24 protein-coding genes and 1 pseudogene are annotated in these 26,432 nt (G+C 73.2%); 8 read left to right on the top strand and 17 right to left on the bottom strand.

Features of this window, described 5'->3' with window-relative positions; translation table 11 throughout:
- Nucleotides 1-30 precede the first annotated feature (30 nt).
- The 6 genes and pseudogenes from HDR73_RS16160 to HDR73_RS16135 all read right to left on the bottom strand — a co-directional run bounded on the left by HDR73_RS16160 (nt 31) and on the right by HDR73_RS16135 (nt 6,357).
- Nucleotides 31-1,083 (bottom strand): endonuclease/exonuclease/phosphatase family protein, encoded by a 1,053-nt coding sequence (locus HDR73_RS16160; RefSeq protein WP_041464639.1) that lies wholly within the window; start codon nt 1,081-1,083, stop codon nt 31-33.
- Nucleotides 1,084-1,330: 247 nt separating this feature from the next.
- A complete protein-coding gene (locus tag HDR73_RS16155) occupies nt 1,331-2,128 on the bottom strand; it encodes a dienelactone hydrolase family protein (RefSeq protein WP_223842640.1) in 798 nt (265 codons plus the stop codon).
- A 2-nt stretch (nt 2,129-2,130) separates the two neighbouring features.
- On the bottom strand, nt 2,131-4,494 hold the full coding sequence (gene purL / locus HDR73_RS16150; RefSeq protein WP_012299548.1) for a phosphoribosylformylglycinamidine synthase subunit PurL: 2,364 nt from the start codon (nt 4,492-4,494) through the stop codon (nt 2,131-2,133).
- The gene (purQ, locus tag HDR73_RS16145) at nt 4,491-5,186 is read right to left on the bottom strand and encodes a phosphoribosylformylglycinamidine synthase subunit PurQ (RefSeq protein WP_012299547.1); all 696 of its coding nucleotides are present in this window, start codon (nt 5,184-5,186) and stop codon (nt 4,491-4,493) included. Before purQ ends, purL begins: the two co-directional genes overlap by 4 nt.
- A gap of 152 nt (nt 5,187-5,338) precedes the next feature.
- Nucleotides 5,339-5,578, bottom strand: a pseudogene (purS, locus tag HDR73_RS16650) (phosphoribosylformylglycinamidine synthase subunit PurS); the annotation flags it as partial.
- A gap of 95 nt (nt 5,579-5,673) precedes the next feature.
- The gene (locus tag HDR73_RS16135; RefSeq protein WP_012299545.1) at nt 5,674-6,357 is read right to left on the bottom strand and encodes a DUF2848 domain-containing protein; all 684 of its coding nucleotides are present in this window, start codon (nt 6,355-6,357) and stop codon (nt 5,674-5,676) included.
- A gap of 165 nt (nt 6,358-6,522) precedes the next feature.
- Here HDR73_RS16135 and HDR73_RS16130 point away from each other — a divergent pair, with 165 nt between their 5' ends.
- Nucleotides 6,523-7,920, top strand: coding sequence for an MFS transporter (locus HDR73_RS16130; protein ID WP_012299544.1), 1,398 nt, complete (start codon nt 6,523-6,525; stop codon nt 7,918-7,920).
- 107 nt (nt 7,921-8,027) lie between these two features.
- On the opposite strand, the gene HDR73_RS16125 is transcribed toward HDR73_RS16130, so the two are convergent.
- The gene (locus HDR73_RS16125; protein ID WP_012299543.1) at nt 8,028-8,702 is read right to left on the bottom strand and encodes a GntR family transcriptional regulator; all 675 of its coding nucleotides are present in this window, start codon (nt 8,700-8,702) and stop codon (nt 8,028-8,030) included.
- A 28-nt stretch (nt 8,703-8,730) separates the two neighbouring features.
- Here HDR73_RS16125 and HDR73_RS16120 point away from each other — a divergent pair, with 28 nt between their 5' ends.
- Nucleotides 8,731-9,570 carry a carbon-nitrogen hydrolase family protein gene (locus tag HDR73_RS16120; RefSeq protein WP_012299542.1) on the top strand — a complete coding sequence of 280 codons (840 nt, stop codon included), beginning with the start codon at nt 8,731-8,733 and terminating at the stop codon, nt 9,568-9,570.
- A gap of 6 nt (nt 9,571-9,576) precedes the next feature.
- Here the strand turns inward: HDR73_RS16120 and HDR73_RS16115 are convergent, their stop codons facing one another.
- From HDR73_RS16115 to HDR73_RS16085, 7 genes are all read right to left on the bottom strand, one after another.
- The gene (locus HDR73_RS16115) at nt 9,577-10,737 is read right to left on the bottom strand and encodes an MFS transporter (protein ID WP_133064087.1); all 1,161 of its coding nucleotides are present in this window, start codon (nt 10,735-10,737) and stop codon (nt 9,577-9,579) included.
- A gap of 8 nt (nt 10,738-10,745) precedes the next feature.
- Nucleotides 10,746-11,933: a class I tRNA ligase family protein gene (locus HDR73_RS16110; protein ID WP_012299540.1), complete on the bottom strand. Its 1,188-nt coding sequence runs from the start codon at nt 11,931-11,933 to the stop codon at nt 10,746-10,748.
- On the bottom strand, nt 11,933-13,195 hold the full coding sequence (locus HDR73_RS16105; RefSeq protein ID WP_012299539.1) for a B12-binding domain-containing radical SAM protein: 1,263 nt from the start codon (nt 13,193-13,195) through the stop codon (nt 11,933-11,935). The genes HDR73_RS16110 and HDR73_RS16105 overlap by 1 nt, the downstream gene beginning before the upstream one ends.
- Nucleotides 13,192-14,199, bottom strand: a complete 1,008-nt coding sequence (locus tag HDR73_RS16100) for a Gfo/Idh/MocA family protein (protein WP_012299538.1) — start codon at nt 14,197-14,199, stop codon at nt 13,192-13,194. The genes HDR73_RS16105 and HDR73_RS16100 overlap by 4 nt, the downstream gene beginning before the upstream one ends.
- Nucleotides 14,186-15,223, bottom strand: a complete 1,038-nt coding sequence (locus HDR73_RS16095; protein WP_106408647.1) for a Gfo/Idh/MocA family oxidoreductase — start codon at nt 15,221-15,223, stop codon at nt 14,186-14,188. The genes HDR73_RS16100 and HDR73_RS16095 overlap by 14 nt, the downstream gene beginning before the upstream one ends.
- Nucleotides 15,214-16,758, bottom strand: a complete 1,545-nt coding sequence (locus HDR73_RS16090) for a Rossmann-fold NAD(P)-binding domain-containing protein (protein ID WP_012299536.1) — start codon at nt 16,756-16,758, stop codon at nt 15,214-15,216. Before HDR73_RS16090 ends, HDR73_RS16095 begins: the two co-directional genes overlap by 10 nt.
- Before the next feature lie 145 nt (nt 16,759-16,903).
- Nucleotides 16,904-17,893 (bottom strand): aldo/keto reductase, encoded by a 990-nt coding sequence (locus HDR73_RS16085; RefSeq protein ID WP_012299535.1) that lies wholly within the window; start codon nt 17,891-17,893, stop codon nt 16,904-16,906.
- Between the two features lie 124 nt (nt 17,894-18,017).
- Here HDR73_RS16085 and HDR73_RS16080 point away from each other — a divergent pair, with 124 nt between their 5' ends.
- Both HDR73_RS16080 and HDR73_RS16075 read left to right on the top strand, forming a co-directional pair.
- Complete coding sequence (locus HDR73_RS16080; protein ID WP_041464638.1) at nt 18,018-18,491, top strand: Fur family transcriptional regulator; 474 nt, start codon at nt 18,018-18,020, stop codon at nt 18,489-18,491.
- 76 nt (nt 18,492-18,567) lie between these two features.
- Nucleotides 18,568-20,097 carry a catalase gene (locus tag HDR73_RS16075; RefSeq protein WP_012299533.1) on the top strand — a complete coding sequence of 510 codons (1,530 nt, stop codon included), beginning with the start codon at nt 18,568-18,570 and terminating at the stop codon, nt 20,095-20,097.
- Between the two features lie 79 nt (nt 20,098-20,176).
- On the opposite strand, the gene HDR73_RS16070 is transcribed toward HDR73_RS16075, so the two are convergent.
- The gene (locus HDR73_RS16070; protein WP_223842639.1) at nt 20,177-20,863 is read right to left on the bottom strand and encodes a pectate lyase; all 687 of its coding nucleotides are present in this window, start codon (nt 20,861-20,863) and stop codon (nt 20,177-20,179) included.
- Between the two features lie 387 nt (nt 20,864-21,250).
- On the opposite strand from HDR73_RS16070, the gene HDR73_RS16065 reads away from it, so the two are divergent.
- A complete protein-coding gene (locus tag HDR73_RS16065; protein WP_198433863.1) occupies nt 21,251-22,252 on the top strand; it encodes a hypothetical protein in 1,002 nt (333 codons plus the stop codon).
- 85 nt (nt 22,253-22,337) lie between these two features.
- Here the strand turns inward: HDR73_RS16065 and HDR73_RS16060 are convergent, their stop codons facing one another.
- Together HDR73_RS16060 and HDR73_RS16055 are read right to left on the bottom strand one after the other, a co-directional pair.
- A complete protein-coding gene (locus tag HDR73_RS16060; RefSeq protein ID WP_049791926.1) occupies nt 22,338-22,886 on the bottom strand; it encodes a GNAT family N-acetyltransferase in 549 nt (182 codons plus the stop codon).
- Complete coding sequence (locus HDR73_RS16055; protein ID WP_223842638.1) at nt 22,883-23,458, bottom strand: GNAT family protein; 576 nt, start codon at nt 23,456-23,458, stop codon at nt 22,883-22,885. Before HDR73_RS16055 ends, HDR73_RS16060 begins: the two co-directional genes overlap by 4 nt.
- Nucleotides 23,459-23,544: 86 nt before the next feature.
- Between HDR73_RS16055 and HDR73_RS16050 the strand changes: the two genes are divergently transcribed.
- Genes HDR73_RS16050 through HDR73_RS16040 form a run of 3 tightly spaced genes read left to right on the top strand, consistent with a single transcriptional unit; the run spans nt 23,545 to nt 26,215 of the window.
- On the top strand, nt 23,545-24,693 hold the full coding sequence (locus tag HDR73_RS16050) for an AI-2E family transporter (protein WP_012299528.1): 1,149 nt from the start codon (nt 23,545-23,547) through the stop codon (nt 24,691-24,693).
- Nucleotides 24,690-25,490: a DUF1206 domain-containing protein gene (locus HDR73_RS16045; protein WP_012299527.1), complete on the top strand. Its 801-nt coding sequence runs from the start codon at nt 24,690-24,692 to the stop codon at nt 25,488-25,490. The genes HDR73_RS16050 and HDR73_RS16045 overlap by 4 nt, the downstream gene beginning before the upstream one ends.
- The gene (locus tag HDR73_RS16040; protein WP_198433862.1) at nt 25,487-26,215 is read left to right on the top strand and encodes a PhzF family phenazine biosynthesis protein; all 729 of its coding nucleotides are present in this window, start codon (nt 25,487-25,489) and stop codon (nt 26,213-26,215) included. The genes HDR73_RS16045 and HDR73_RS16040 overlap by 4 nt, the downstream gene beginning before the upstream one ends.
- Nucleotides 26,216-26,432: the final 217 nt, after the last annotated feature.

Genomic DNA, 26,432 nt, shown 5'->3' with positions numbered 1-26,432 from the left:
ACGGGCGGCCGGGCCTCGCGTCGGCGCGGCTCAGGCGGTGCGCGCGAGGCGCACGAGCGCCTGCACGGCGGCGTGATCCGAGGGCGACCGGCCCTCGTACGTGTACGGGTTGATGGCCGAGTCGACCACCTCGACGCCGTCGCCCGCGAGGATCCAGTCGATGCGCTCGCCCTCGGGGACCGGGTCGCCGTAGGCGGTAAACGTGCCGATGCCGGGGGTCGCGTGGTGCGCGGCCGTGGTCCAGGTGTCGGCGAGGCCGGCGTCGCGCGTGAGGATGTCGTACGCGGCCGACTCCTCGGCCGGCGCGTTGAAGTCGCCCGTGACGACGACGGGCGCGCCGGACGCGACCTCCTGCAGCCGCTCGGTGATGAGGTCGGCGCTCTTCACGCGCGCGAGCTCGGACTCGTGGTCGAGGTGCGTGTTGAGGTGCACGAACTCGGCGCCGCTGCGGCGGTCGCGGAAGCGCGCCCACGTCGCGATGCGCGTGGTGCTGCAGCCCCAGGAGCGGGATCCGATGAGCTCCGGCAGGTCGGACAGCCAGAACTGGTCCCACGCGACGACGTCGAGGCGGCGCTCGTCGTAGAAGATCGCGCTGTACTCGCCGCCGGACCCTCCGTCGCGGCCGTAGCCGAGCATGCGGTGATGGGGGAGCGCCCGGGCGATGGCGGGGAGCTGGGCCGAGAGGGCCTCCTGCACGCCGAGGACGGTGGGCTGCTCGAGCTGGAGGAAGCGGGCGAGCACGGGCTCGCGGTCGGCCCAGTGGTCGGGATCGCCCGGCTCGGTCGAGGGGCGGGCCAGGCGGATGTTGCAGGTCATGACGTGCACGAGGTCGCCCTCGGCCGAGCCGATGGTCGCCTGCTGGGTCGGGGCGGGAGCTGCCGGGGCCGCTGCCGCCTGACGAGACGGAGGGGGGTCGGCCTCCGCGGTGCCGTCCGGACCGTCCGTCGTGGTGGTCGTCTCGTCCGCGCGCGGCCGCTCGAGGAGCGCCGTGCCGGAACCCCGGGTGGGCCGTCCGACGCCGGGCTCGGAGGATCCGGCACCGTCGAACAGGTCGCGTCGGCTGAATCCGCCGCTGGCCATCATGGAGATCTCCTCGGGTCGCACGTGTCTCGCATGATCAGCCTGCGCGACGGGACCCCCGGGGGGACCAACGGTGCATGGCGGATGCGTGAACTGCACGCACAAGTCTACGCGAGGGGTGCGGGGATGGCAACCCGAGGGCGGCGTGTCGGCGGGTCGCGGAGGTTTCCGCCAGCCGGCGCATGGCCCGCGGACAGACACGCGCGCCGCAGGCTCCTGCCGGCGGCGCGCGGATGGACGCGGGGAGGGGTCAGCCCAGGTGCTCCGCGAGGAAGTCCGTGAGCGCGCGCCATGAGCGGCGCTCGGCGCGGTCCTGGTACTGCGCGCCGTGCTCGGGCGAGTCGACGCCCGGCACCGAGAAGGCGTGCATGGCGCCGCTGTAGGTGACGACCTGCCAGTCGATCGCGGGCCGCGTGCGCATCTCGTCCTGGAACGCGGCGACCCTCTCGTCGGGGACCATCGGGTCATCCGCGCCCGTGAGGACGAGGATCGCGGCCTTCACGTCGGCCACGTCGGCCGGCTCGTGCACCACGAGGCTGCCGTGCAGCGAGATCGCGGCCTTGATCTCGGCACCCGCGCGAGCGACCTCGAGCGAGGCGCTGCCGCCGAAGCAGTAGCCCATCACGGCGATGCGCGACGGGTCGACGTCGGGTTCGGCCGCCAGGCGGTCGATGCCGGCCTGGACGCGGGCGCGCATGAGCGGGAGGTCGGCGTAGTAGGCACCCGCCACCTCGGCGGCCTCCTCCGGGCCGGGGCGCACGTCGCGGCCGTAGACGTCGGCCGCGAACGCGACGTAGCCGAGGCGCGCGAGCATCTGGATCCGCGCGGCCACGTGCCCGCCGACGCCGAACCAATCGTGGATCACGAGCACGGCCGGGCGGCGTCCGCTCTGCGACGCGTCGCGCGCGAGGAGGCCCTCGAGCTCGGTGCCCTCGTGGTCGTACAGCACAGGGCCCATCTGGATGTCCGCGCCCTCGGGCAGCGGCACGCGCTCGGTGAGCTCGGCGAGGGACGGCGACCAGACGGGGGTCGATGCGGGGTCCGTCATGCTCATGCCTCCACGGCGGTGCCGAAGCGGGCGGGGAGCGTGGCGCGGTGGATCCCGCGCAGCTCGTCCACGGACAGGGTGAAGAGCCCCTGCAGCTCGAGTCCGGGTGCCTGCGCGTCCGTGACGCCGATGCGGAGCACCGGGTAGCCGCGGCCCTCGCAGAGGCCCTGGAACTTCACGTCGTCCTCGCGCGGCACCGTGACGAGCATGCGGCCGGTGGACTCGGAGAAGAGCGCGGTCGCCGCATCGACGCCGTCGCGCTGGACGATGCCGTCGAGCCACACGCGGGCGCCGACGCCGAAGCGCATCACGGACTCCGCGAGCGCCTGGCCGAGGCCGCCGTCGGAGAGGTCGTGCGCGCTCGCGATGAGCGACTGCGTGGCGCCCGCGGCGATGAGCGACGCGAGGTCCTTCTCGGCGGCGAGGTCGACCACGGGCGGGACGCCGCCGAGGTGGTCGTGCACGCTGCCGGCCCAGGCGGATCCGTCGAGCTCCTCGCGCGTGACGCCGAGCAGGTAGATGTTGTCGCCCTCGTCCTGCCAGCCGGACGGGATGCGGCGCGCGACGTCGTCGATCACGCCGAGCACGCCCACGACGGGCGTCGGGTGGATCGCCTGCGTGCCCGTCTGGTTGTAGAGGGAGACGTTGCCGCCCGTGACGGGGATCTCCAGCTCGAGGCAGCCGTCCGCGAGGCCCTCGACCGTGCGGCTGAACTGCCACATGACCTCGGGGTCCTCGGGGCTGCCGAAGTTGAGGCAGTCGCTCACCGCGACGGGCGTGGCGCCGGACGCGGCGACGTTGCGGTACGCCTCCGCGAGCGCGAGCTGCGCGCCGCGGTACGGGTCGAGCTGGCAGAAGCGGCCGTTCGCGTCGGTGGCGACCGAGAAGCCGAGGCCGCTCTCCTCGTCGACGCGGACCATGCCGGCGTCGTCGGGGAACGACAGGGCGGTGTTGCCCATGACGTAGCGGTCGTACTGGTCGGTGATCCACGACGCGTCGGCGAGGTTCGGGCTGCCGAGGAGCTGGAGGAACTGCGCCTTGATGTCGTCCGGCGCGGTGGGGCGCGCGAGGCGCGACGCGGAGTCGGCCTGGAGGGCGTCGATCCACGTGGGGTAGGAGACGGGCCGGTCGTAGACGGGGCCGTCGACCGCGACCGTGCGCGGCTCGACGTCCACGATGCGCTCGCCGTGGTGGTCGATGACCAGGCGGCCGGTGTCGGTGACCTCGCCGAGCACGCTCGTCTCGACGTCCCACTTGCGGACGACCTCGAGGAAGCCCTCGAGCTTCTCGGGCTTCACGACCGCCATCATGCGCTCCTGGCTCTCCGACATGAGGATCTCCTCGGCCGTGAGCGACGGGTCGCGCAGCAGCACCTCCTCGAGCCGGATGTGCATGCCGCCGTCGCCGTTGGACGCGAGCTCGCTCGTGGCGCAGGAGATACCCGCGGCACCGAGGTCCTGGATCCCCTCGACGAGGTCCTTCGCGAACAGCTCGAGGCAGCACTCGATGAGCACCATCTCGGCGAACGGGTCGCCGACCTGCACCGCGGGGCGCTTGGTCGGGCCGCCGTCGGCGAAGGTGTCGCTCGCGAGGATGGACGCGCCGCCGATGCCGTCGCCGCCCGTGCGGGCGCCGAACAGCACGACCTTGTTCCCCACGCCGCGCGCGTTGGCGAGATGGAGGTCCTCGTGGCGGAGGACGCCCACCGCCAGCGCGTTGACGAGCGGGTTGCCCTGGTACACGCGGTCGAAGTAGGTCTCGCCGCCGATGTTCGGGAGGCCGAGGCAGTTGCCGTAGAAGCTGATGCCCGCGACCACGCCGTGCACGACGCGCGCGGTGTCGGGGTCGTCGATGTCGCCGAAGCGCAGCGCGTCCATGACCGCGACGGGACGGGCGCCCATCGAGATGATGTCGCGGACGATGCCGCCGACGCCGGTGGCCGCGCCCTGGAACGGCTCGATGTAGGAGGGGTGGTTGTGGCTCTCGATCTTGAAGGTGACGGCCCAGCCCTCGCCCACGTCGACGACGCCCGCGTTCTCGCCCATGCCGACCATGAGGTCCTTCTTCATGGACTCGGACACCTTCTGCCCGAACTGGCGCAGGTACTTCTTCGAGGACTTGTAGGAGCAGTGCTCGCTCCACATGACCGAGTACATGGCGAGCTCGCCGCTCGTGGGGCGGCGGCCGAGGATCTCGCGGATCTTCAGGTACTCGCCCTCGGTGAGCCCGAGCGCCGCGTACGGCTGCTCCTTCTCGGGGGTCCGCTCAGCCATCTCGACGGTGTCGGCGACGTGGCGGCGGAGGCTGCGTCCCTCTCCCGCGGGGGTCTCGGTGGGGACGGATGCGGGATCGGGGTGGACGCTCACTGCGCGAGGACTCCTTCGAGGACGGACGTGAAGAGACGGAGGCCGTCGACACCGGAGCGCATGGCGGCCGGGGTGTCCGGTCCGAAGCCCTCCTCGACGGCGTGCTCGGGGTGGGGCATGAGGCCGACGACGTTGCCGCGGGCGTTGGTGATCCCGGCGATGTCGCGCAGGGATCCGTTCGGGTTGCCGCCGAGGTAGCGGAAGGCCACGCGGCCCTCGCCCTCGAGGCGGTCGAGCGTGTCGGCGTCGGCGATGAAGCCGCCCTCGCCGTTCTTGAGCGGGATGGTGATCTCCTCGCCCGCGGTGAACGCGCTCGTCCACGCGGTGCCGGTGGCCTCGACGCGGAGGCGCTGGTCGCGGCAGACGAAGTTCCCGGCCTCGTTGCGGATCAGCCCGCCGGGCAGCAGGTGCGCCTCGGTGAGCATCTGGAAGCCGTTGCAGATGCCGAGGACCGGGACGCCGCGCTCGGCGGCGTCCACCACCTCGCGCATGATCGGCGCGAAGGCCGCGATGGCGCCCGCGCGGAGGTAGTCGCCGTAGCTGAAGCCGCCGGGGAGCACGATCGCGTCGACGCCCTGGAGGTCGTGGTCGCCGTGCCAGAGCGCGACGGGCGTGGCGCCCGCGAGCCGGACCGCGCGCTGCGCGTCGCGGTCGTCGAGGGATCCCGGGAAGGTGATGACCCCGACGCGCATCAGCGCTGCTCCGCCGCGGCGGAGCCGTGGGGGAGCGGGTGCGCGGCGACGTCGGTGTCGGCCGTGCCGCCCTCCGCGATGGTGTGGTCGTCGGTGACGTTGCCGGTGGACATGTCGGCCTCGGCGGAGATGCCGAACCCGTCGAGCCCGGCGACGTGGACGCTGATGACGTCCTCGATGACGGAGTTGGAGAGCATGTCGGCGGCGAGGCTCTGGACGTCGGCGAGCAGCGCGTCGTCCACCTCGCCCTCGACGGTGAGCTCGAAGCGCTTCCCGATGCGGACGCCGGTGAAGCGGTCCTTGCCGAGGCGGGCCAGCGCGCCGGCCACGGCCTTCCCCTGGGGGTCGAGCAGCTCGGCCTTGGGCATCACTTCGACGACGATCGTGGGCACGATGGGACTCCGGATTCCTGGAGGCGGGTGGATGCGCTCAGCGTACCGGAAGGCCGGGGCCCGGCAGGCGGGTCCCCGGGAGCCGGCGGAGCCGATCAGCCGATCGCCTCGGGGAGCAGCTGCACGCGGTACGCGGCGTCGATGGTCTCGCCGGTGGCGGGATCCTCGAGCTGCACGCGCCAGCGCGACGCGAACTGGTCGACGCCCGGGATCATCGCGACCGTGCCCGAGATGAGCACCGTGCCGGGGACGCGGAGGCCGCGCTCGGCGAGCACCTCGAGCCAGTGGTCGGGCGTGAGGAGAGCGGCGAGCGTGGAGTCCTGGATCAGCTCCTCCGCGCCCTCCTCGCCGACCCAGCCGCGGAGGCGGATCGCGTCGAGGCGGTCGCGCACGTCGGCGAGGCGCCAGGCCTTGCGCCCGAGCACGTCGGGTCCGGCGTTCTTGCTCCACGCGACGCCGTGCACCTCGAGCGCGCGGTCGGTGTGGTCGCACGCGACGGTGAGGAGCACGTCGTCGTCGGTGACCACGAGGGCCCACTCGGCCTCGCCCGAGGTGCGACCGTGCTGCGCGGGCACCGTGTCGGCCTGCGACGCGAGGTACGGCGCGACGGGGTAGAGCGCAGGCGTGGTCTCGGGGCCGGGCACGCCGAGCTCGGCCAGCTCGTCGATGTGCGCCTGCACCTCGGCCTGGTCGCGGCCCGCGTAGCCCGCGTTGAGGAGCGACACGACCTCGACGCTCGGGGTGGATCCGTCGGGCAGCTGGAAGCGCAGGGTGGTCATCGGTCCTCCGGTGGTGTTTCGAGCGTGTGAAGAGATGCGGATCCGGGTGCCTCGACCATGGTGCCGGGGCCTCGGTATGCCTACTGTATACAACACACCGACCGGACGCCGGGCGGGGTCCGATCGCCGGATCCACCGCACGGCCCCACCCACCCGAGGAGCCCCATGGCCGACGACCCCACCGCCTCCCCGGCGACGCCCGCGCCCGCATCCGGCGCGCCCGCGGCACCCGCCGCGACCGAGAAGCCCACCCGCCGCGAGCTCGTGAAGGCGTTCACCGCGAGCCTCACCGGCACCTCGCTCGAGTGGTACGACTTCGCCGTCTATTCGGCGGCCAGCGCCGTCGTGTTCCCCGTCGTCTTCTTCCCGTCGTCGGATCCCTACACGGCGACGATCCTCGCGTTCTCCACCTACGCGGTCGGCTACGTGTCGCGCCCCGTCGGCGGGTTCGTCTTCGGGCGGCTCGGCGACAAGATCGGCCGGAAGCCCGTGCTCGTGCTCACGCTGCTGCTCATCGGCATCGCGACGTTCCTCATCGGCGTGCTCCCCGGCTACGCGACCATCGGGCTCGCGGCGCCGATCATCCTGGTGCTCCTCCGCTTCGCGCAGGGTGTGGGCGTCGGCGGCGAGTGGGGCGGCGCGGTGCTGCTCTCGAGCGAGTTCGGGGATCCGCGCAAGCGCGGGTTCTGGTCGTCGGCCGCGCAGGTCGGCCCGCCCGCCGGCAACCTGCTCGCCAACGGCGCGCTGGCGCTGCTGACCGTGCTGCTCACCGAGGAGGACTTCCTCGACTGGGGCTGGCGCGTCGCCTTCCTCCTCTCGGCGCTGCTCGTGGCGTTCGGCCTCTGGATCCGCCTGAAGCTCGAGGACACCCCCGTGTTCAAGGCGCTCCAGGAGCGCGGCGACCGGCCGAGCGCGCCCGTGTCGGAGGTCTTCCGCACGCAGATGCGGCCGCTCGTCGCGGCGATCCTGTCCCGCGTCGGACCCGACGTCCTCTACGCGCTCTTCACCGTCTTCACGCTCACCTACGGCGTCAACTCGCTCGGCTTCGAGCGCAGCCAGGTGCTCGTGGCGGTGCTCGTGGGATCCGCCGTGCAGCTGTTCACGATCCCGTTCGCGGGCGCCGTGAGCGACCGCATCAACCGCCGGGCGCTGTACGCGGCCGCCGCGGTGGGCGCGGCCGTCTGGGCGTACGTCTTCTTCGCGATCACCGACGGCTCGTCGACCTTCGTGCTCGGAGTGGGCATCGTGCTCGGCCTCTTCTTCCACTCCTTCATGTACGGGCCGCAGGCGGCGTACATCATCGAGCAGTTCTCGCCGCGGCTCCGCTACACGGGTGCCTCGCTCGCGTACACGATCGCGGGCGTGATCGGCGGGGCCATCGCGCCGCTGATGTTCACGATCATCTACGAGGAGACCGGCAGCTGGGTCGGCATCGCGCTCTACCTCACGGCCGCGGTCGTGCTCACGCTCGTGGACCTCGCGATGGGCCGCGACTCCGACGCGTCCGAGGACGAGGAGTACGTGCGCACCGGCGCCGAGGGCGTGGCGGCGGCACGGGTCTGACGTTCGCCGCGCGACCCGGCGGGGCCCGGATCCCCGCCTCCGGGGTCCCGGCGTCGTCGCGTTCCGGGTCGCTCGGCGGATCCGCACGGCGGCGGCCGCGGCGGGAATCAGGCGCGCAGCAGCACGTCGAGCGTGACGGCGAGGTGGCGGTCGATCGCGTCGCGCGCGGCCTGGGCATCGCCCGCGGCCAGCGCGTCGACGATGCCGGCGTGCTCCTCGCAGACCCGGTCCTGCCGGTCGGTGGCGCGGTAGAGCGCCTCGACGCCCACGAGGATCTGGCGGGCGCGGAGCTTCGCGTAGGTGCGGCTCATGAGCTCGCTGCCCGCCGCGTCGACGAGCAGCTGGTGGAACCGACGGTCGTGCTCGATGAACGCACGGCCGCTCTCGCGCGGCGGCTCCTCGACCATCGCGCGCTGCTGCTCGAGCACCTCGCGCATCGCGTCGAGCGGCGTGCGATGGTGCTCCACCGCGCTCGTGGCCGCGTGGCGCTCGAGGACGCCGCGGAACTCCATCAGCTCGGCGATCTGGCGGCCGGTGATGACGGGGATGCGCGCGCCGCGCTTGGGGATCATCTCCACCAGGTCGTCGGCGGCGAGCAGCAGCAGGGCCTCGCGGACGGGCGTGCGGGAGACGCCGATGCGCTCGGCGAGCTCCTGCTCGTTGAGGAACGCGCCCTGCTGATCCGGGTCGGTGAGGACGTGCGCGTGCAGGAACTCGTAGGCCCGCTCGCGGCCGGAGAGGGCGCTCGCCGAGGTGCCTGGATCGCCCGCCCGTTCTCGCATACGCTATGTATACATCACGAGGAGGACCATGAAGATCGCGCTCGCACAGATCATCAGCTCGCCGGATCCCGCGGAGAACCTCGCACGGATCGGGCGCTTCGCGGAGGACGCCGCGCGGCAGGGCGCCGAGCTCGTGGTGTTCCCGGAGGCGGCGCAGCGCGCGTTCGGGAACCCGCTGCCCGAGATCGCGGAGCCGCTCGACGGACCGTGGGCGTCGGGCGTGCGGGCGATCGCCGAAAGGCTCGGCGTGGTGATCGTGGCGGGCATGTTCACTCCCGGCGCGGACGGGCGGGTGCGCAACACGCTGCTGGTCGCTCGGCCCGCGGGAGCGCCGGCCGAGGGCGCATCCTCGTACGACAAGATCCACCTCTTCGACGCGTTCGGGTTCCGCGAGTCCGACGCCGTCGACCCGGGCGATGCCGTCGCCGTGATCCAGGTCGGCGGCACCCGCGCATCGCTCGCCACCTGCTACGACGTGCGGTTCCCCGCGCTCTTCCTCGCGGGCGCCGACCGGGGCGCCGTGGTCAGCATCGTGTGCGCGAGCTGGGGCGCCGGCCCCGGCAAGGCCGACCAGTGGGACCTCCTGCTGCGGGCCCGCGCGCTCGACTCCACGACCTTCGTGGTCGCGGTCGGCCAGGGCGACCCCGCGACGCTCGAGGCGGGATCCCGCGGCCACGACCCCGCGAGCGGCGCGCCCACGGGCATCGGCCGCAGCGCCGTCGTCTCCCCGCTCGGCGAGGTGCTGCACCGCCTCGGCGGCGAGGAGGAGCTGCTCGTCGTCGACATCGACCCGTCGGCCGTCGAGGCTGCGCGCAGCACGCTGCCCGTGCTCGCCAATCGACGGCGGGGGCTCGAGCAGGCGGTCTGATCCGTCTCAGCCGAGCACCGGCTCCTCCCGGTCGTCGCGCCCCTCGGTCGGGCGCGCGCCCGGCCGGAGCCCGATCGCGAGCGCGGATCCGAGCGACGCGACCACCCCGATGGCGACGAACACGCCCCAGCTGCCCGTCGCCCCCGCGGCGGTGACGGCGGCTGCGATGACGGGTGGCATGAGGGCGGCCGTCAGCCCCCAGGACGACCCGACCACGCCGAGCGCGGCCACATGCAGTGACGCCGGCGTCCGGGCGAGGATCGCGGGCACCATGCCCGCCGTCAGGAGCAGCTCGCACGCGGTCCAGGCGACGCCGAAGACCAGCCAGCTGTCGGTCGCCGCGACCGCGACCGCGGTCACCGCCGCCCCCGCGAAGCCGGCGACGAGGTAGGCGGGCGCGGAGGCGTCGCGGACGACGCGCAGCACCACCGGCTGCGCGACGATCAGGAGCACGACGTTGGTCAGCGCCGCGTACACGTACGACTCCGGGGTCGCCGTCGTGAGCGCGAACTGCATGCCGAGGCCCTGCATCACGGCGGTCGCCCCCGCCGCGAGCACGAGCGCGGACCGCAGGCGCGTCACGGTGCCCCGGATGCCGGGGGCGCCTGACGGTGCCGCGCGCGTGACGGCGGCGGCGCGGGGGATGAGGGACGCCGCGACCAGCAGCACCGCGCCCTCCACGGCGAAGAGCGGCCCGAGGTCCGAGCCCGACGCGGCGACGAGACCGGCGATGCCCGTGGCCACGACGCCGCCGACGTTCGCGCTCCAGGAGATGATCGACTGCGTCCGTGCCTGCCGGTCCGCGGGGGCGGCGACCGTGAGGAGCGTCCCGATGAGCGACCGCGCGAGGCTCGACGACGCGCCGATCGCGAACATGGCGGCGGTGGGCAGCGCGAGCGACGCACCCGCGGTGAGCGGCAGGAGCATCAGGGCGGCGCCGTTGAGCACGAGCGTCGCCACGAGCACGGGTCGGAGCGGCCGTTCGCCGAGGAGGAGGCCCGCGGCTGCCGGGAGCAGCACGGATCCGACGCCGAACGCCGTGAGGATCACCGCGATCTCGCCCGTGGCGTGCTGTCCGCGGAACCACACCACGGCCACGATCGAGGTGAACCCCGCCGCGCGGACGAGCACGAGCAGGGCGAGGAGGCGGCGGGAGAGCCGCGTCACGGCCGGGGTCACGGCGCCGTGGCCCAGCGGACGAACCCGGCGATCCCATCGTGAGCACGTCCCGGTGCCGTGTCCTCGGGCGCGCCGTCCGCGGGTCCGGCGAGGAGCGCGCGCGTCATGCCGCCCAGGTCGAGCGCGTCCAGCGCGGCGAGCCTCGGAGGGTGGGCCGCGACCGAGCCCGCGCGCAGCCGGGGCAGCTCCCGGTCGGCCAGGCGGGCGAGGTCGCGGAGGCGCAGGGCCGCGTCGCGCCGGGGGAGGCCGAGGCGCAGGATCCACCAGCGGAGCGCGGCGGGCCCATGATCCGTGAGCAGGCGCGACGCCGTCGTGCCGTCGGCGGACGCCGCCTGCGGGGATCGGCCGTCGACCGACACGTGGTGGTGCACGTGGATGACGTCGGCGCGCGGCAGCCCTAGGACGGTGCAGAGCAGGGGGACGAGCGTCAGGTGCAGGTTCACGAGCCCCTTCCCGCAGACCTGGACACGGGTGCCCGCCGCCGCCCAGCCGCCCTCCGGCCGCTCGAGGAGGTAGCTGCACGCGGCCACGAGACCCGAGTGGATCACCTGGTCGGCGTCCCCCGGCACGGCGACGCCCGCCCCGCCGGTGCGCTCGGCGGCGCGCGAGACGCTGAGCCGGGCGGGGGCGGCGGGCGCGGCCCGGGCGAGCGGCACGGCGGGGCCGCGCAGCGCCACCCCGTCGCGCCAGGCCCCGAGCGCCTCCTGAAAGGGAGCGGTCCGCAGGAACCAGTTCCGCTCCGAGCGGAGCACGAGGCCCGTCGCGCCGCAGGTCGGGCAGCGCGCGACGGATCCCGCGGTGTCGGCGAGCGTGCGGCACGCCGGGCACTGCATCCGCTTGTACGTCGCGCTCTCGAGCACCCCGCGGGCGTCCAGCTCAGACCACACGCCGCGCGCGAGGTCCTGGATCGGCGGCGCACCCGTTCCCGCAATGGCGACCGGCCGCCCCACGATGCTCCGCGCCATGCCTCGCAGGTGCGCCAGGTCGGCCGGCGGCCCCGCCGCGACCGCGGGGATGTTGTGGTCGTCCCGCGTCACCGCGACGGTCGCCCCCGGGCCGGCGCCGCCAGCGTCCCCGCACGCGGCCGCGATGGCGCCCGCGACCACGAGGTCGACCGCGTACCCGACGTGGTCGTAGGAGTGCGCGGAGGCGGGCGGCACCGTGACGAGGACATGACCGGGCATCAGTACAGCGCGTTCCCGATGTAGTTCGGCAGCGCCTGCAGCCGGCGCTCGAGGTCGTCGAGGTCGGCGGGGTACTCCTGCCGGTACCGCTGCGTGATGCGGTCGACCCCGTACCAGTCGCGCGGGGGCCCGTCCGGCGAGTAGCGCGCCGCGATCTCGTCGTACAGCGGCGTGCCGGGACGCAGGAAGAGCTGGTTCAGGCCGAAGTAGCCGGGGATCGTCGCTGCCCAGTCCACGATCTCCCCCGAGCGGCACGTGGGGTCGTCCGGCAGCCCCAGCAGCACGAACGCGAACGGGGTGATGCCCGCGTGCGACAGCTTCTCGATGGCCTGCTGGATCTTCTCGGCGGGGATCCGCTTGCCCACCCCGGTCTCGCTCACCGCGGGCGACTCGGCGCCCAGCCACATCCCGCGGCACCCCGCCTCCGCCCAGGTCGTGACGTCGGTGCGGAGCACGACCTCCGTGCGGGTCTGCCCCGTCCAGCTCACGCCGCGGCCCGTCATCTCCCGGCACAGGTCCGTGTAGAAGGACCGGTGGAGGCCGAAGACGTAGTCGAGGAAGAAGATGTCCGACACCCCGCGCGAGGTCTGCTGCTCGATGGTCGCCAGCGTCGTCTCGACGGGCTCGGCGCGCATCCTCGTGCCGAACGGCAGGTGGCAGAAGGAGCAGCCGTAGGTGCAGCCCCGCACGCCGAGGACGATGCCGCAGGTGCTGCGGTGCAGGGATCCGTCGGTGAAGGTCTCCGCCGTGTACGCGCTCGCGTCGATGAGGTCGTAGTCGGGCACCGGCATCTCCTCGGCGGAGAGCGGCGCGAACCGGCCCGAGAACGGCAGGACGCGCGACAGGGGCGCGCCGCCCTCCTCGAGCAGCGCCACCGCGCCGATGGCCGCCGCGTCGGCCTCGCCGCGCGCGACGTAGTCGACCCCGAGGTCCTCGAGCGTGGGCTGGGGCAGCTGCGTGCCGTGCGGGCCGACGGCGATGACGCGCGCCTGCGGCCACCGGTCGCGGATCCCCTCCACCGACCTCCGCACAGGAGCGAGGTCGAGCGGGTAGCACTGTGCCCGGTCGGCGATGGCGGTCACCACCACGACGTACGCGGGGTCGAGCCCCGTCGGCGGGATCTTCGCGACGCGCTGGTCCCAGATCGCGACGTCGTGCCCGTCGCGGGCGAGCACGGATGCGGCGATCAGCGCATCCAAGGGGTGCTGCAGGAAGTCGCGGGAGAACTCGTCCTCGACGATGGTGAACATGACGTGCGTCATGCCGGTTCCTCTCTGTTCAGGTGGCGCTGGATTCGGTGGATGAGGTCGGTGGTGCGGACAGAGGTCTCGTCGATGCGCCGCGGTGACGTCCGCGACGGATCGGCGAGGAAGCCGCGCAGCTGCGCGGCGTGGGGGGCGAGCCAGTCCGGGTCCACCTCGGGCACGGAGGTCTGGCGCGCGTAGAGGCCGGCGTCGGGCACGTCGACGGCCGGGGGCGCGAGATCCACGACCGCGGCGCCCGACTCGAGCACGAGCGACCCGGCGGTGCCGTCGATCGTCACCCGGGGCGCCCGGCCCGGGAAGGCGCGCGTCGTGTAGCGCAGCGTGGTGAGGCAGCCGGATGCCTGCTCGAGGACCGCGGTGAACGGCGGGTGCCGGGTGGCGCGATCCTCCCCGGCGCCGACGTGCGCCGGCACGACCGTGACCCCGTCGACCGGTCCGAGGCACCAGATCGCGAGGTCGAGCTCGTGGTACGCGAGGTTCGCGAGCTCGTGCTCCGAGCGCGCGGGCGACGCGGCGAAGTAGGCGTCCGACCGCCAGAGCGGGATGTCCACGAGCGCGCTGCGGACGATGCCCAGCGCGCCCGCGCGGATCCGATCGCGCGCCCGTCCCCACGCCGCGACCTGACGCAGCTGGCTGACGACCTGCACGCTCCGGCCCGCCGCGTCCGCGTGCCGGTTCAGGGCCCGGATGCCGTCGCCGGTCAGCGCCGCCGGCTTCTCGACCAGCACGTGCGCCCCGAGGTCGAGGGCGCGGTGGGCGAGCGCCTCGTGGGTCGGCGGCGGGGTCGCGATGATCACCGCCGGCGGGCCCTCCGCGAGCGCGTCGTCCAGGGTTCCGACGGCGTCCCGGTCGTCGAGCGGCTCCCATGGCTCGGGCGCGCGGCGGGAGCCTACGTGCAGCCGGCCCACGAGCGGCACGAGGTCCGGGTGCGTCCGGAGCAGGCGGTGGTACGCGCGTCCCATCGCGCCGTACCCGAGGAGCGCGACGTCAGCGGAACGCATGCGTCCCGCTCAGCTCCGGGGTCGGGGGTGACCCGAGCTCGAGCAGGAGGTCGGTGTGCTCGATCATGTCGAGGTCGACGTCCATGCGCCGCGGCCGCCGGATGACGAGCCGCAGGAGGGAGTCGCGCATCGAGATCCGCAGCGGGTCGTCGGGGATGTCGCGCACCCTGTGGCCGTCTGGCCCTTCGTGGACGAGCAGGGCTGTCTGCGCCGACGGGAACGTCGTCGACGAGGCGTACGACGGGGCCAGCCACAGTGTGATCCGCTCGCGGCCGTCGTCCAGTCGCACCACGCGGTGGTTCGCGGGGTCGCACCGCGCCTCGCCCCACCCGTCGGCGGGGACGAGCTCCGATGCACCCGCGATCCGGCTGTGCAACGTGACGTCGCGCCCGCTACCGGAGGTGGTGGCGTAGCGGGCCTCGACGAGGTACCCGTCGACGTCCGCGAGATCGAGCGCGGACCGGCCGGGCGCGGTCTCGCGCAGGTCGTCGCCGGCGACCCCGAGGGAGCGGGCGATGGCGTAGATGTGCGGCCACTCGTAGCCGAGCACCCCGGCGACCCAGTCGGTGAAGCGTCCGCGGGCCTCGTCGGGACGCCGGTCCTTGACGAAGCTCACACTCAGGGCGTGATGCGGGCGGATGCGGGCCTCGTGCCCCAGGGCGCGGATCGCGATGCTGTCCTGGTACTGCGACGCCACCTCCAGCACGAGGTCCGGGTGCTCCGCCAGCAGGCTCAGCAGGGCGGGCAGGTCCTCGGGGGAGCAGACCGGCTTCTCCACGAGCACCGCCGCCGCGGGCTCCCGGGCGACGATCTCGCGGATGATCCGCAGGTGCGTCGACGTGGGCGTCGCGACGATCCAGACGGCGGGTGCGCCGGGCGCGCTCGCCACGTCCGGGTGCACGAGGAAGGGCTCGGCGCGGGGATCCAGCTGCGGGTCGACGATCTCGGCGTCGTGCCCCATCCCCACGAGCAGGGCGGCGCGCAGCCGTCCGATGCGGCCGCCGCCGACCACCGTCACGCGCACGTCCGGCCCTCCTGGAAGTGGTGCTCGTAGTACCGGGCGTAGAGGCCGGACCCGCGCACCCACGCGTCCACGTCCGCCAGCTGGACGCGGGCGTCGGGCTCGGCGTCCACGCGCTCGGCGAGCCTGCCCAGCACGATGTAGGTCGCCGCGCGGTACAGGTCGTAGCCGCCGTTCGGGATCCCCTCGAACCGGTGGAGGTTGAACGACCGCCCGTCGCCCAGCACGGTCGGTCCGCCGGCGACGTGGTGGTCGCGGAGGGCCGAGAGGTCGGCGGTCGCGAATGCGGTCACGTAGGAGGTGCTCGGCAGCGATGCGAGCGTGGCGGCGTCCGCGATCGGCTCTCCGGTGCTGGAGATGAGGAGCGTGGGCTGCATGGCGACCGCCTCGTGGATCGAGGGGGTCGTCTCGAAGCCGTCCTCCGCGGCCGCGATGAGCTGGAGATGGTCGGTGTCCACCACGACCACGCGGCACCCCAGCGAGCGGAGGCCGCGGGCCATGCGCGCACCGAGCGTGCCGAAGCCCACGCTCACGACCCGCTTCCCGATGAGCTTCTCGCCGCGCAGGGCCTCGCGGAGCCGACGGAGGCAGGAGTCCGCGATCTCGTCGTAGCCGATGCGCTGCTTGACCTCCGACCGTGCCATGTTGGCGACGGGCAGGTCTCGGGCCAGCGGGCTGCGGGCCAGGCGCTTCAGTCCGCTGACCGTGAGCTCGACGGCCGCGTCGGGGCGCTCCCGGAGCACCGGATCCCCGCGGTGGTCGGTGAGGCCGAGGAGCCCGCCGTCGTCGACCATCACGACGCGCTGACCGGATCCGTGGGCGTCGGCGATGAAGCGGTCGACCGCCCGGGCGGACTCCACGGCCCGGGCCGCCTCGCCGGCCGGGGCGGTGCCGTCGACGGCGGAGTTGTCGAGCCGGCGCACATTCACCCCGAGCGCGCGCAGGGTCGCGGCGATGCGCACGCGGTTGAGGGTCTGGTCGCCCTTGTCCAGCACGATCGCGTCCTCGGGTCGCAGCCCGGACGCGAGGAGCGCGCGCACGAGGCCGAGCGAGTTCTCGACGAGGTGGTCGCGGAAGACCACGCGCCAGCCCCCGGCCGGGAAGGGGTGCGCGTGCACCGCCCAGCCGAGCATGGGCATGGCGTCGACGACGGCCGTCTGCTCTTCCTCCGAGAGGCAGCGGTCGTGGATGCGGATGGAGTCGTGCAGGGCGTCCGCGACCTCGGGCGCATCCGCGTGCAGGGTCGCGTGGAAGGAGCGGCTCCGCGGGGTCGCGGGGAGGAGGGACCGCGGGGCGAGCTGACCGAAGGCGGTCACGACGCGCACCTCGCCGCCCGCGGCATCGCGCCAGACCCGCGCAATGGCGTCGGGGCCGTCGGCACCCGGGGGGTCGCCCGGGAGCTGGACGAGCCCGAGCTCCCGGGCGGCGGCGTCGAGGGCGGCGAGGAGGAGGAGGGGATCGGCCGTGCCGGAGATGGTGCGCCCGGGGGCCGAGGAGGAGCCGGTTGAATGAGGTGTGCGGATCGACAGGCTGGTCACGCGGAGCACGCTAACGGGCGGGACTTGTCCGGCCAAAAGGGCTCGGATCTGGTTGCGGCAACCCGCTCACTTGATTACATTTCACCCCCGCACGGGGCGCGACCGGCGTCTCCGTGGGGATCCCCGGAGATCACCACGGAGGTTTTCATCTGTCGATGGCGCTCATGTCCGCGTATCGGTCGCCAGCGGGAGTCGGCAGCGACGAGATCCGCGTCAGCTGCTCCGGCGTGAGGCGCACGGTGTCAGCCGCGAGGTTCTCGTCGAGGCGCGTGACGCGCTTGGTGCCGGGGATCACGGCGATGTCGTCGCCCTGCGCGAGGATCCACGCGAGCGCGACCTGGGCGGGCGTCGCGTCGAGCTCGCCCGCGACGTCCTTCACGGCGTCGACGATGCGCATGTTCTGCGCGAACGCCTCCTGGGCGAAGCGCGGCGACGAGGAGCGGTAGTCGGCCTCGGAGAGGTCGGCGATGCTCGAGATCGCGCCGGTGAGGAAGCCGCGGCCGAGCGGCGAGTAGGCGACCGGCCCGATGCCGAGCTCGCGCAGCACGTCGAGAACGGGGCCCTCGGGGTCGCGGGTCCAGATGGAGTACTCGCTCTGCAGCACCGAGATGGGGTGCACGGCGTGGGCCCGGCGGATCGTGTCGGGGCCGGCCTCGGAGAGCCCCAGGTGCAGGACCTTGCCCTCGTCGACGAGCTCCTTCATCGCGCCGACGGTCTCCTCGATCGGCACGGCCGGGTCGACGCGGTGCTGGTACAGCACGTCGATGCGGTCGGTCCCGAGGCGCTGCAGCGAGGCCTCGACGGCGATGCGGATGCTCGTGGGCGAGCTGTCCATGCCGCGCTCGTAGTCCTCGGCGTCCTTGCCCGGTGCGTGCTTCAGCAGGCCGAACTTGGTGGCGATGACGATGTCGTCGCGGCGGCCTGCCAGCGCGGATCCGACCAGGCGCTCGTTCGTGAACGGCCCGTACGCCTCGGCGGTGTCGAAGAGCGTGATGCCCTGGTCGACCGCGCGGTTCAGGGTGCGGATCGACTCCGCCTCGTCCTGGCCCGCGCCGTCGTAGAACGCGCTCATGCCCATGCAGCCGAGGCCGATGCGGCCGACGTCGAGGCCCGTGCCGGTGTGGATGTGCTTCATGCGGTGCTCCGATCTCCTGCGGCCGGGTGGGCCGCCTGTCGAGCCTAGGCACGCTCCTGTCCGCGACGCGCCGCGTTCACGCGTTGTTTTGAACGATTCAAGGGAAGTGTGCTTGACTGCGGCGATGCCCACCGACCACGCGCCGCCCCTCGACGCCGACGCTCTGCGCGCCGCGCTCAAGGAGGCGGGGCTGCGCGTGACCCGGCCGCGCGTGGCCGTCCTCACGGCCGTCGACGCGGCACCGCACTCGGACGCCGACGAGGTGCTCCGCGCGGTCAAGGGCGAGCTCCCCGGCACGAGCATCCAGGCGGTCTACGGCGTGCTCGGCGCGCTCGCGGCCGCGGGGCTCGTGCGCCGCATCGAGCCCGCGGGATCGTCCGCGCGCTACGAGCGCCGGACGGGCGACAATCACCATCACCTCGTGTGCACAGGTTGCAGGACGATCGTCGACGTGGACTGCGCGGTGGGGGAGTCCCCCTGCCTCGCGCCGTCCGACTCGGCGGGGTTCCTCGTGGCGAGCGCCGAGGTGACGTACTGGGGCTTGTGCCCCGAATGCCGGACCGCAGCCGCGGATCCCGGTCCCACCGTCGCGACCTAGCGGTCGCCACCGGTGCGCCCTCGGCCGACCACCCGAGCCAGCACCTCCCCGTTCCACCGCTGACAGGAGAAACACCATGACCGACCAGAAGTACACGACCACGGACTCCGGCGCTCCGGTCGCCAGCGATGAGCACTCGCTCTCCGTCGGCCCCGACGGCGCGATCCCGCTGCACGACCACTACCTCGTCGAGAAGCTCGCGCAGTTCAACCGCGAGCGCATTCCGGAGCGCGTCGTCCACGCCAAGGGCGGCGGGGCGTTCGGCACCTTCCGCGTCACCGGCGACGTGAGCGCGTACACCCGCGCCTCCCTCTTCCAGCCCGGCGCCGAGGTCGAGATGCTCGCGCGCTTCTCCACCGTCGCCGGCGAGCAGGGCAGCCCCGACACGTGGCGCGACCCCCGCGGGTTCGCGCTGAAGTTCTACACGGACGAGGGGAACTACGACCTCGTCGGCAACAACACGCCCGTCTTCTTCATCCGCGACGGGATCAAGTTCCCCGACTTCATCCGCTCGCAGAAGCGCCTGCCGGGCTCGCACCTCCGCGACCACGACATGCAGTGGGACTTCTGGACGCTCTCGCCCGAGTCGGCCCACCAGGTCACGTGGCTCATGGGCGACCGCGGCCTGCCGAGCTCCTGGCGCCACATGGACGGCTTCGGCTCGCACACCTACCAGTGGATCAACGCGGCCGGCGAGCGATTCTGGGTGAAGTACCACTTCAAGACCCAGCAGGGCATCGAGATCCTGAAGCAGGAGCAGGCCGACCAGATCGCCGGAGAGGACGCCGACTTCCACATCCGCGACCTCACCGAGGCCATCGACCGCGGCGACCACCCGGAGTGGAAGCTCGAGGTGCAGATCATGCCCTACGAGGAGGCGAAGTCGTACCGGTTCAACCCGTTCGACCTCACCAAGGTCTGGTCGCAGAAGGACTACCCGCGCATCGAGGTCGGCACCATGGCCCTGAACCGCAACCCCGAGAACTACTTCGCGCAGATCGAGCAGGCCGCGTTCGCGCCTTCGAACTTCGTGCCCGGGATCCAGACCAGCCCCGACAAGATGCTCCTCGCGCGCATCTTCAGCTACGCCGACGCGCACCGCTACCGCGTGGGCACCAACCACGCGCAGCTCCCGGTGAACGCGCCGAAGTCGCCCGTGCACAGCTACTCGAAGGACGGCCAGGGGCGCTACACGTTCCAGGACGCCGGCACGCCCGTCTACGCGCCCAACTCGCACGGCGGCGCGCACGCCGACCCGGCTCGCGCCGCCGAGAGCGCCGGCTGGGAGCAGGACGGCGAGCTCGTCCGCGCAGCAGCCACGCTGCACGCGGAGGACGACGACTTCGTCCAGGCCCGGATGCTCGTCAACGAGTCGATGGACGACGCCCAGCGCGAGCGCCTCGTCGGCAACATCGTCGGCCACGTGAGCAAGGTCACCACGGCCGAGCTCCGCGCCCGCGTCATCCAGTACTGGACGAACGTGGACGGCTGGCTCGGCGAGGCCGTCGCCGCGGGCCTGCCGCCGCTCGCCGGTGACGCGCCCGTCGCCGAGGCCACCCCCGGCCCGACGCGCGACGCGGAGGAGGTCGGCGTGGCGGCCCACTGAGCTGCGGCGGTGACGCGACGATGCCCGCATCCGGTGGATGCGGGCATCGTCGCGCATGGAGGGCGGAGCGCCCTCCGCCCTAGGAGTAGAGGATCGTGCCGGGATCGAACACGCAGTACGGCGGGAACGGACCCCCTGCTCCCGGAACCGGCTTGGCCGCGGTACCCCGGCCGCCGATGGTGCGGTCGCAGACCTGCATGTGCACGCCATGGATGGTGACGTGATCGAGCGTGGCGGTGTCGCCGAAGTTCTGATTGACGCCCGCCACCTTGTACTTGCCGCCCGTGATGAAGACGTTGCTGATGACGATGTGCCGGGTGTACTGATTCGGGCAGTTGCCGCAGGAGCGCGCCAGCGTTCCGATGTCGCTCGCCGCGAAGTCCGAGAAGCGCGCCGTCCCCGCGCCGTCCAGCTGCACGACCTTGTCGTAGGCATGCGCCACGGCACCGCCGCGGATCGTGACGACGGACGATGCCGGCGATCCGTCGAGCAGCGTCACGGCGTCCTCGCCTACGTGCGGCCACCAGATGTTGATGAGGGTGCACGACGCCTGGCAGTGGATGCCGTCCCCTGCCAGCGGGCCGATGATGAGGTTCTCGGCTATCCCACCCGGCTCGATGAGCACCACGGGCTCCTGGAACTCCCCGTGCCCGTTCGTGGAGGCGTTGAGCTCCTGGTTGTGGAAGTCGACCGTCTGACCGGCCTTCACCAGGAAGGGCATGCTCTGCGCTGGGGCGACGTGGGTAGGCGTGGGGAAGGCAGGCATGTCCGAGATGGAGGACCCACGCGCAGGCAGCCCGGCTGCCTGCGCGGGAGCGGTCTGCGGGAGCGATAGCCCCAGCGCGAGGAGGGCCACTGCGGTCACTGCGGCGACGGCACCGAGCCGCCCGCGGAAGGGGCGGGTCGCCTGCAGGCGCGCGGATGCTGGGAAGGGAGGGGGCATGGAGGGGGAGACCGATCTGAGAAGGCGACGCGCGGGTGCCGTCGGCGAGAGTCACGGTACGGCGTCGGCGGACCGCTCTGTCCGGCTCCTCCCCAGGCGGGCCTCTCCTGGGGTGCCTGTGCACGGTGTCCCCATGGCGGGGCGCCGATAGGCCAACGTGCGACGGGCACGCTGACCGGCGTGCGCCTCATCCAACAGAAGGAAGCAATGATGGCCCCTGCCACATGCTCCACTCTCCTCGGCTCCGCGGCATGCGCGGCGCTCGCTCTCACCCTGCTCGGGTCCGCGGGCGCGGCGACCGCCGCCACGGCTCGTCCAGCCGACATCCTGCAGCACGTCATCCCGTCGTCGTCGGCCTCGGCCGCCGCGACCGGCTGGACGACCGCGCGCATGCACGCGGCAGTGCCCAGCGCCTTCGTCGACGACGACCCGGTCGACGGCGACCCGCCGACGACGGACGAGGACGTCCCGGCGGCGCTCGACACCTCGGCCGTGTCCGCGGACGCCGCTCTTCCCTCGGCCGCGGAGACCATCCCCGTTCCCGGATTCTCGGCGAACGACCACCTCGGGGTGGTTTTCTTCCGCAGCGGTGGCGTCGACCAGCGCAGCACCGGCAACGTGGTCGTCTCCGCCTCCGGCGACCTCGTCACCACGTCGGGCCGCAGCGTCTCGGCGCTGAAGGGCGCGTTCGTCACCGACCTCGTGTTCGTGCCGCAGTACGACGGCACCGCGCCGAAGGGCATCTGGCCGGCGACCGTCGTGACGGTAAAGTCGCAGTGGGTCACCGACCGCGCGGTCGACTTCGACACCGCCTTCTTCCGCGTGCAGGCACCTGCCGGCTCCGCGGCGGGCACGACCCTGTCGAGCGTCGTGGGTGCCTCCGGCGTGCGGTTCGCCGGCCAGCAGGACGACGAGGACTACCGCTCCACCGGGTACGCCCTCGACGGCGGCCACGACGGAACGAAGCCCGTGAGCGTCGAGAGCTCGGTCGAGCCGAACCCCTGGATGAACAAGGACTACGCCATCGAGGGCATCGAGACCGAGCTCCGGGCCGGGATCAGCGGCTCGCCGTGGGTCAACACGGACGATGACTCGGGAGACGTGCAGCGCGGCATGACGACCTTCGCCTACAAGCGGTTCACGCACGCGGCGTTTGGTCCGCAGTGGACGGGTGCGCTCCACGCGGTCTTCCAGGTGGCAGCCGCCTCCTGATCGTGCGGTGTCCGGCAGAGCACTGGCCGGGCATCTCCGCAGCGTCGCGCCGCACGGCGAGGCGTCCATGAAGGGCCGTCGCGCCTCACGGCGCGGCGGCCCGCTGCGTGTCCCCGGAGAGGGGTAGCTCCATCTCGAGGTCCTTCTGCATGCGATCCAGCGCGTACGGCACGCTCCGCCCCGTGAGGCGGAAGCCGCGGCGCTCGTAGTAGGCGCGGGCGCGCGGGTTGTCCTCGTGCACCTCGAGGCGGAGTGCCTGCGCATTCGGGCGGTCGCGGGCCCAGGCGATCACGGCGTCGAGGAGCATGTCGGTGACGCCCGCGGCGCGACCCCGGGCGTCGGGGGCGATGTAGACGCTCACGAGCATCACGCGCGTGGGATCCGCGGCGACGAACGCGTTCATGGCGCCGAGCCAGCGGCAGGTCGCCGGCTCGACGGCGACGTACGCGGTGCTCCCGAGCTGGTTGGCGCGCCGCGTGCGCGCCTGCCAGTCGGAGTCGGGCAGCGCCCGCGCGCTCTCGAGCGTCTCGAGGTAGGCGAGCGGGGTGTCCTCGAGCATCTCGAGGCGGAGCGCGCGGTACTCGCGCCAGTCCTCGGTGCGGAGGCGGTGGATCACAGCACGGGGCGCGCTCATACCAGCTGCCCGTTCACGTGGAGGTCGCCCGCCGGGAACGCGTCGGCGGCCGCGGTGACCGGCAGCATCATCCAGCCGTGGTCCTGGTGCACGACGCCCGCGGCGCCGAGGAGCGTGAAGCCGTTGTAGTGGCCGGTGCGGCCGGGCAGCGGGATCCAGCCGTGGCGCGCGTAGTAGCCGGTGGTCTCGTCGCCCGTCTCGAGGAGGCCGAACGGGACGGCGAGCCGGGCGAGCGCGCCGCGGATCCCGTCGGCGAGCAGCGTGCCGAGGCCCTGCCCCTGCCGCTCGGGGTGCACGGCGACCATGCCGGTGGATCCCATGAGCAGGTCATCGGCCGGGTCGCCCTGGCCGTCGCCGAACTCCACGAAGAGGCGGCGGATCCCGGCGTGCGCCATGAGCTCGTCGCCGTCGTGCACGAGGATCCGCAGCTCGGGCTGCGCGCCCGCCCAGCTGCGGGCGCCCGCGTAGCCCTCGCGGAAGTCGGGGAACGCGAGCGCGAGGAGCGCCGCGATCGACGTGTGGTCGGCGACATCGAGCGCGCCCTCGCGGACGACGGAGAGGCGGGGTCCCATGGACCGAGGGTATCGGCCGGTCACGCGGGTGTCCGGGCCCGGCCGCGGCCCGGTCACGCGGCCCGCCCGCCCGTAGGGTGGAGCGCATGACCACCCCGCAGTCCGTCTGGCAGGACAAGCTCGGCCGCCTCTCCATCCGCTGCGTGCAGATCCTGGCGGTCCTCGTGGTCGCCATCGCGATCGTGTACGCCGCCATCTCGCTCAAGCTCGTCGTGATCCCGGTGATCATCGCGCTGATCCTCGCCTGCGCCGTGCGCCCGATGGTGCTCTGGATGGAGCGCCGCGGAGTCCCCGACGCGCTCGCCGCGGTGATCGCGCTGCTCACCGGCCTCGTGCTCTTCGGCGGCGCGGTCACGGCCGTCGTCTTCGGCGTGCAGAGCCAGTGGCCGACGCTCGTGAAGGCCACCAGCGAGGGCGTCGACCAGCTGCAGGCGTTCATCGAGGAGGGCGGGCTGCCCATCGACTCGGCGCAGATCGACTCGCTCCGCCAGTCGGCCGTGGACTTCCTCACCAGCAGCCAGTTCGGATCCGGCGCCATCGCGGGCGTCTCCGCCGCGGCCGAGGTCGTCACGGGCGCGGTGCTCGGGCTCGTCGTGTTCTTCTTCTTCGTCAAGGACGGGCCGCAGATCTGGGCGTTCTTCATCCGCCCGTTCCGCGGTCGTGGCCGGAAGCGCGCCGTGCGCGTCGGCCACGAGGGCTCGAAGGTGCTCGGCGGGTACATCCGCGGTACCGCCACGGTCGCGCTCGTCGACACCGTCTTCATCGGCGCGGGCCTCTTCATCCTCGGCGTGCCGCTCGCGCTGCCGCTGTCGCTCGTGGTGTTCATCGGCGCGTTCGTGCCGATCGTCGGCGCCACCGTCGCGGGCATCCTCGCGGCGCTCGTCGCGCTCGTGACCAACGACCTCGGCACCGCCATCTGGGTCGTCGCCATCGTGATCCTCGTGAACCAGCTCGAGGGCAACCTGCTGCAGCCGGTCGTGCTCGGCAACGCGCTCAAGCTGCACGGCCTGGTCGTGCTGCTGGCCCTGACCGCCGGCACGATCCTCGGCGGCATCATCGGCGCGATCCTGTCGGTGCCGCTCACGGCCGTCGCCTGGACCGCCTGGAAGATCATCATGGAGCCCGACGAGGAGGAGCCCGAGCCGCCGGCACCCGCGCCGCTCGAACCCGTGAAGAAGGTGGCGCGCGGCCTCACCGCGAAGCTCACCGGCCGCACCTCCACGGCCTCCCGGTGAGCGCCACCGGCGCCGCGTCGAGCCTCCAGCGCTCGCCCGGCTTCGCCGTCGCCGCGCGCCTCGGGCACGCGGTCAACGGCCTGCTGCACCTGCTGATCGGCGTGGTCGCCTTCCGCCTCGCGACGGGCGGCGGGGGCGGCGAGGCCGACCAGTCCGGCGCGCTCGGCTCCATCGCGGGATCGCCCGGCGGTCGCGTGCTCCTCTGGATCGTCGTGGTCGGCCTCCTCGGGCTCGGTCTCTGGCAGCTCGTCGAGACCGTGCTCGCGCGTGGCGAGGACGCGAAGCGCACCTGGGCCGTGCGCGCGAAGGAGCTCGGCAAGGCCGTCGCGTACCTCGCGATCGCGGCCACCGCGCTGCGCTTCGCGACCGGCGGATCCAGCGACTCGTCCGAGCAGACGCAGTCGCTCAGCGCCCGCGTGCTCGCGGCACCCGGTGGCGTCGCGCTGCTCGTGGTCCTCGGGCTCGCGGTCGTCGCGGTCGGCGTCTACTTCGGCTTCAAGGGCGCGACGAAGCGCTTCCAGGAGGACATCTCCGTGCCGTCGGGCTCGCTCGGGCGCGGGATCACGGCGCTCGGCGTCGCCGGGTACATCGCCAAGGGCGTCGCGCTCGTCGCGGTCGGGGTGCTGTTCGTCATCGGCGCGGTCACGGCCGACCCGAGCCGCGCCACCGGCCTCGACGGCGCGCTCCAGTCGCTCGCGGGGCTGCCCGCGGGCGTCGCCGTGCTCGCGATCACGGGGCTCGGCCTCATCGCGTACGGCCTGTACTGCGGCGCCCGCGCGCGCTACGCGAAGCTGTGACGCCCCGCCTGGTGGCGGCGCTCGACGGCGTGCGGCCGGACGAGGTGCACGTGGTGCGGGTGTTCGCGGACGCGCACGGCGCGCACGGCAACGAGCTCGGGATCGTGCTCGCCTCCCCGCGCACGGACGGGCGGGAGCAGGCGATCGCGCAGGCGCTCGGCTTCAGCGAGACGGTGTTCGTCGACGAGGTGGACGCGCCGGGCGCGGATCCGCTCGGGGCCGCGATCCGCATCCTCACCCCCGCACGCGAGCTGCCGTTCGCCGGCCACCCGACCGTCGGCACCGCGTGGTGGCTGGCGTCGCGCGGGATCGACGTGGACCACCTGCGGGTGCCCGCGGGCGTCGTGGACGTGACGGCCGACCCGGCATGGGGCCCCGACTTCGCATGGCAGGAGCTGCCGTCCGTCGCGGACCTGCTCGCGCTCGACCTGCAGGCCGCCGTCGCGGATGCCACCGCCGCGGACGCGAGGGTCGACCACCTCTACGCCTGGGCGTGGATCGACGAGGCCGCGGGCACGATCCGCGCGCGAATGTCCGCTCCCGCGCTCGGCGTCCTCGAGGACGAGGCGACCGGATCCGCCGCCCTCCGGGTCACGGCCCGCCTGGGCCGCGACCTGCGCATCACGCAGGGCCGCGGCAGCGAGCTGGCCACGCGGCTGCTCGACGACGGCCGCGCCGAGGTCGGCGGCCGCACGGTCCCTGACCGCGTGATCCCGCTGCCCTGACCCGCGCGGCTCCGCCACCACGTCCCGGTGTACTCGGCCATGACGTTGGTGACACTTCGGGGCGTGTGAAGAGGCCTCCTGGCTTGATGGAGCTGTTCAGTTCAACCATCGCCAGGAGGCCTCGATGTCCCATCGCTAATGCCCGGTTGACTGTTCATGGTCGGCTTCTCCTCGTTCGCCGGGTGGTCGAGGATCGTCGTCCGGTGTCGCATGTGGC

Source organism: Clavibacter sp. (genome assembly GCF_014802555.1).
GTDB lineage: Bacteria > Actinomycetota > Actinomycetes > Actinomycetales > Microbacteriaceae > Clavibacter > Clavibacter sepedonicus.
This window is presented reverse-complemented; position numbering and strand designations above follow the sequence as displayed.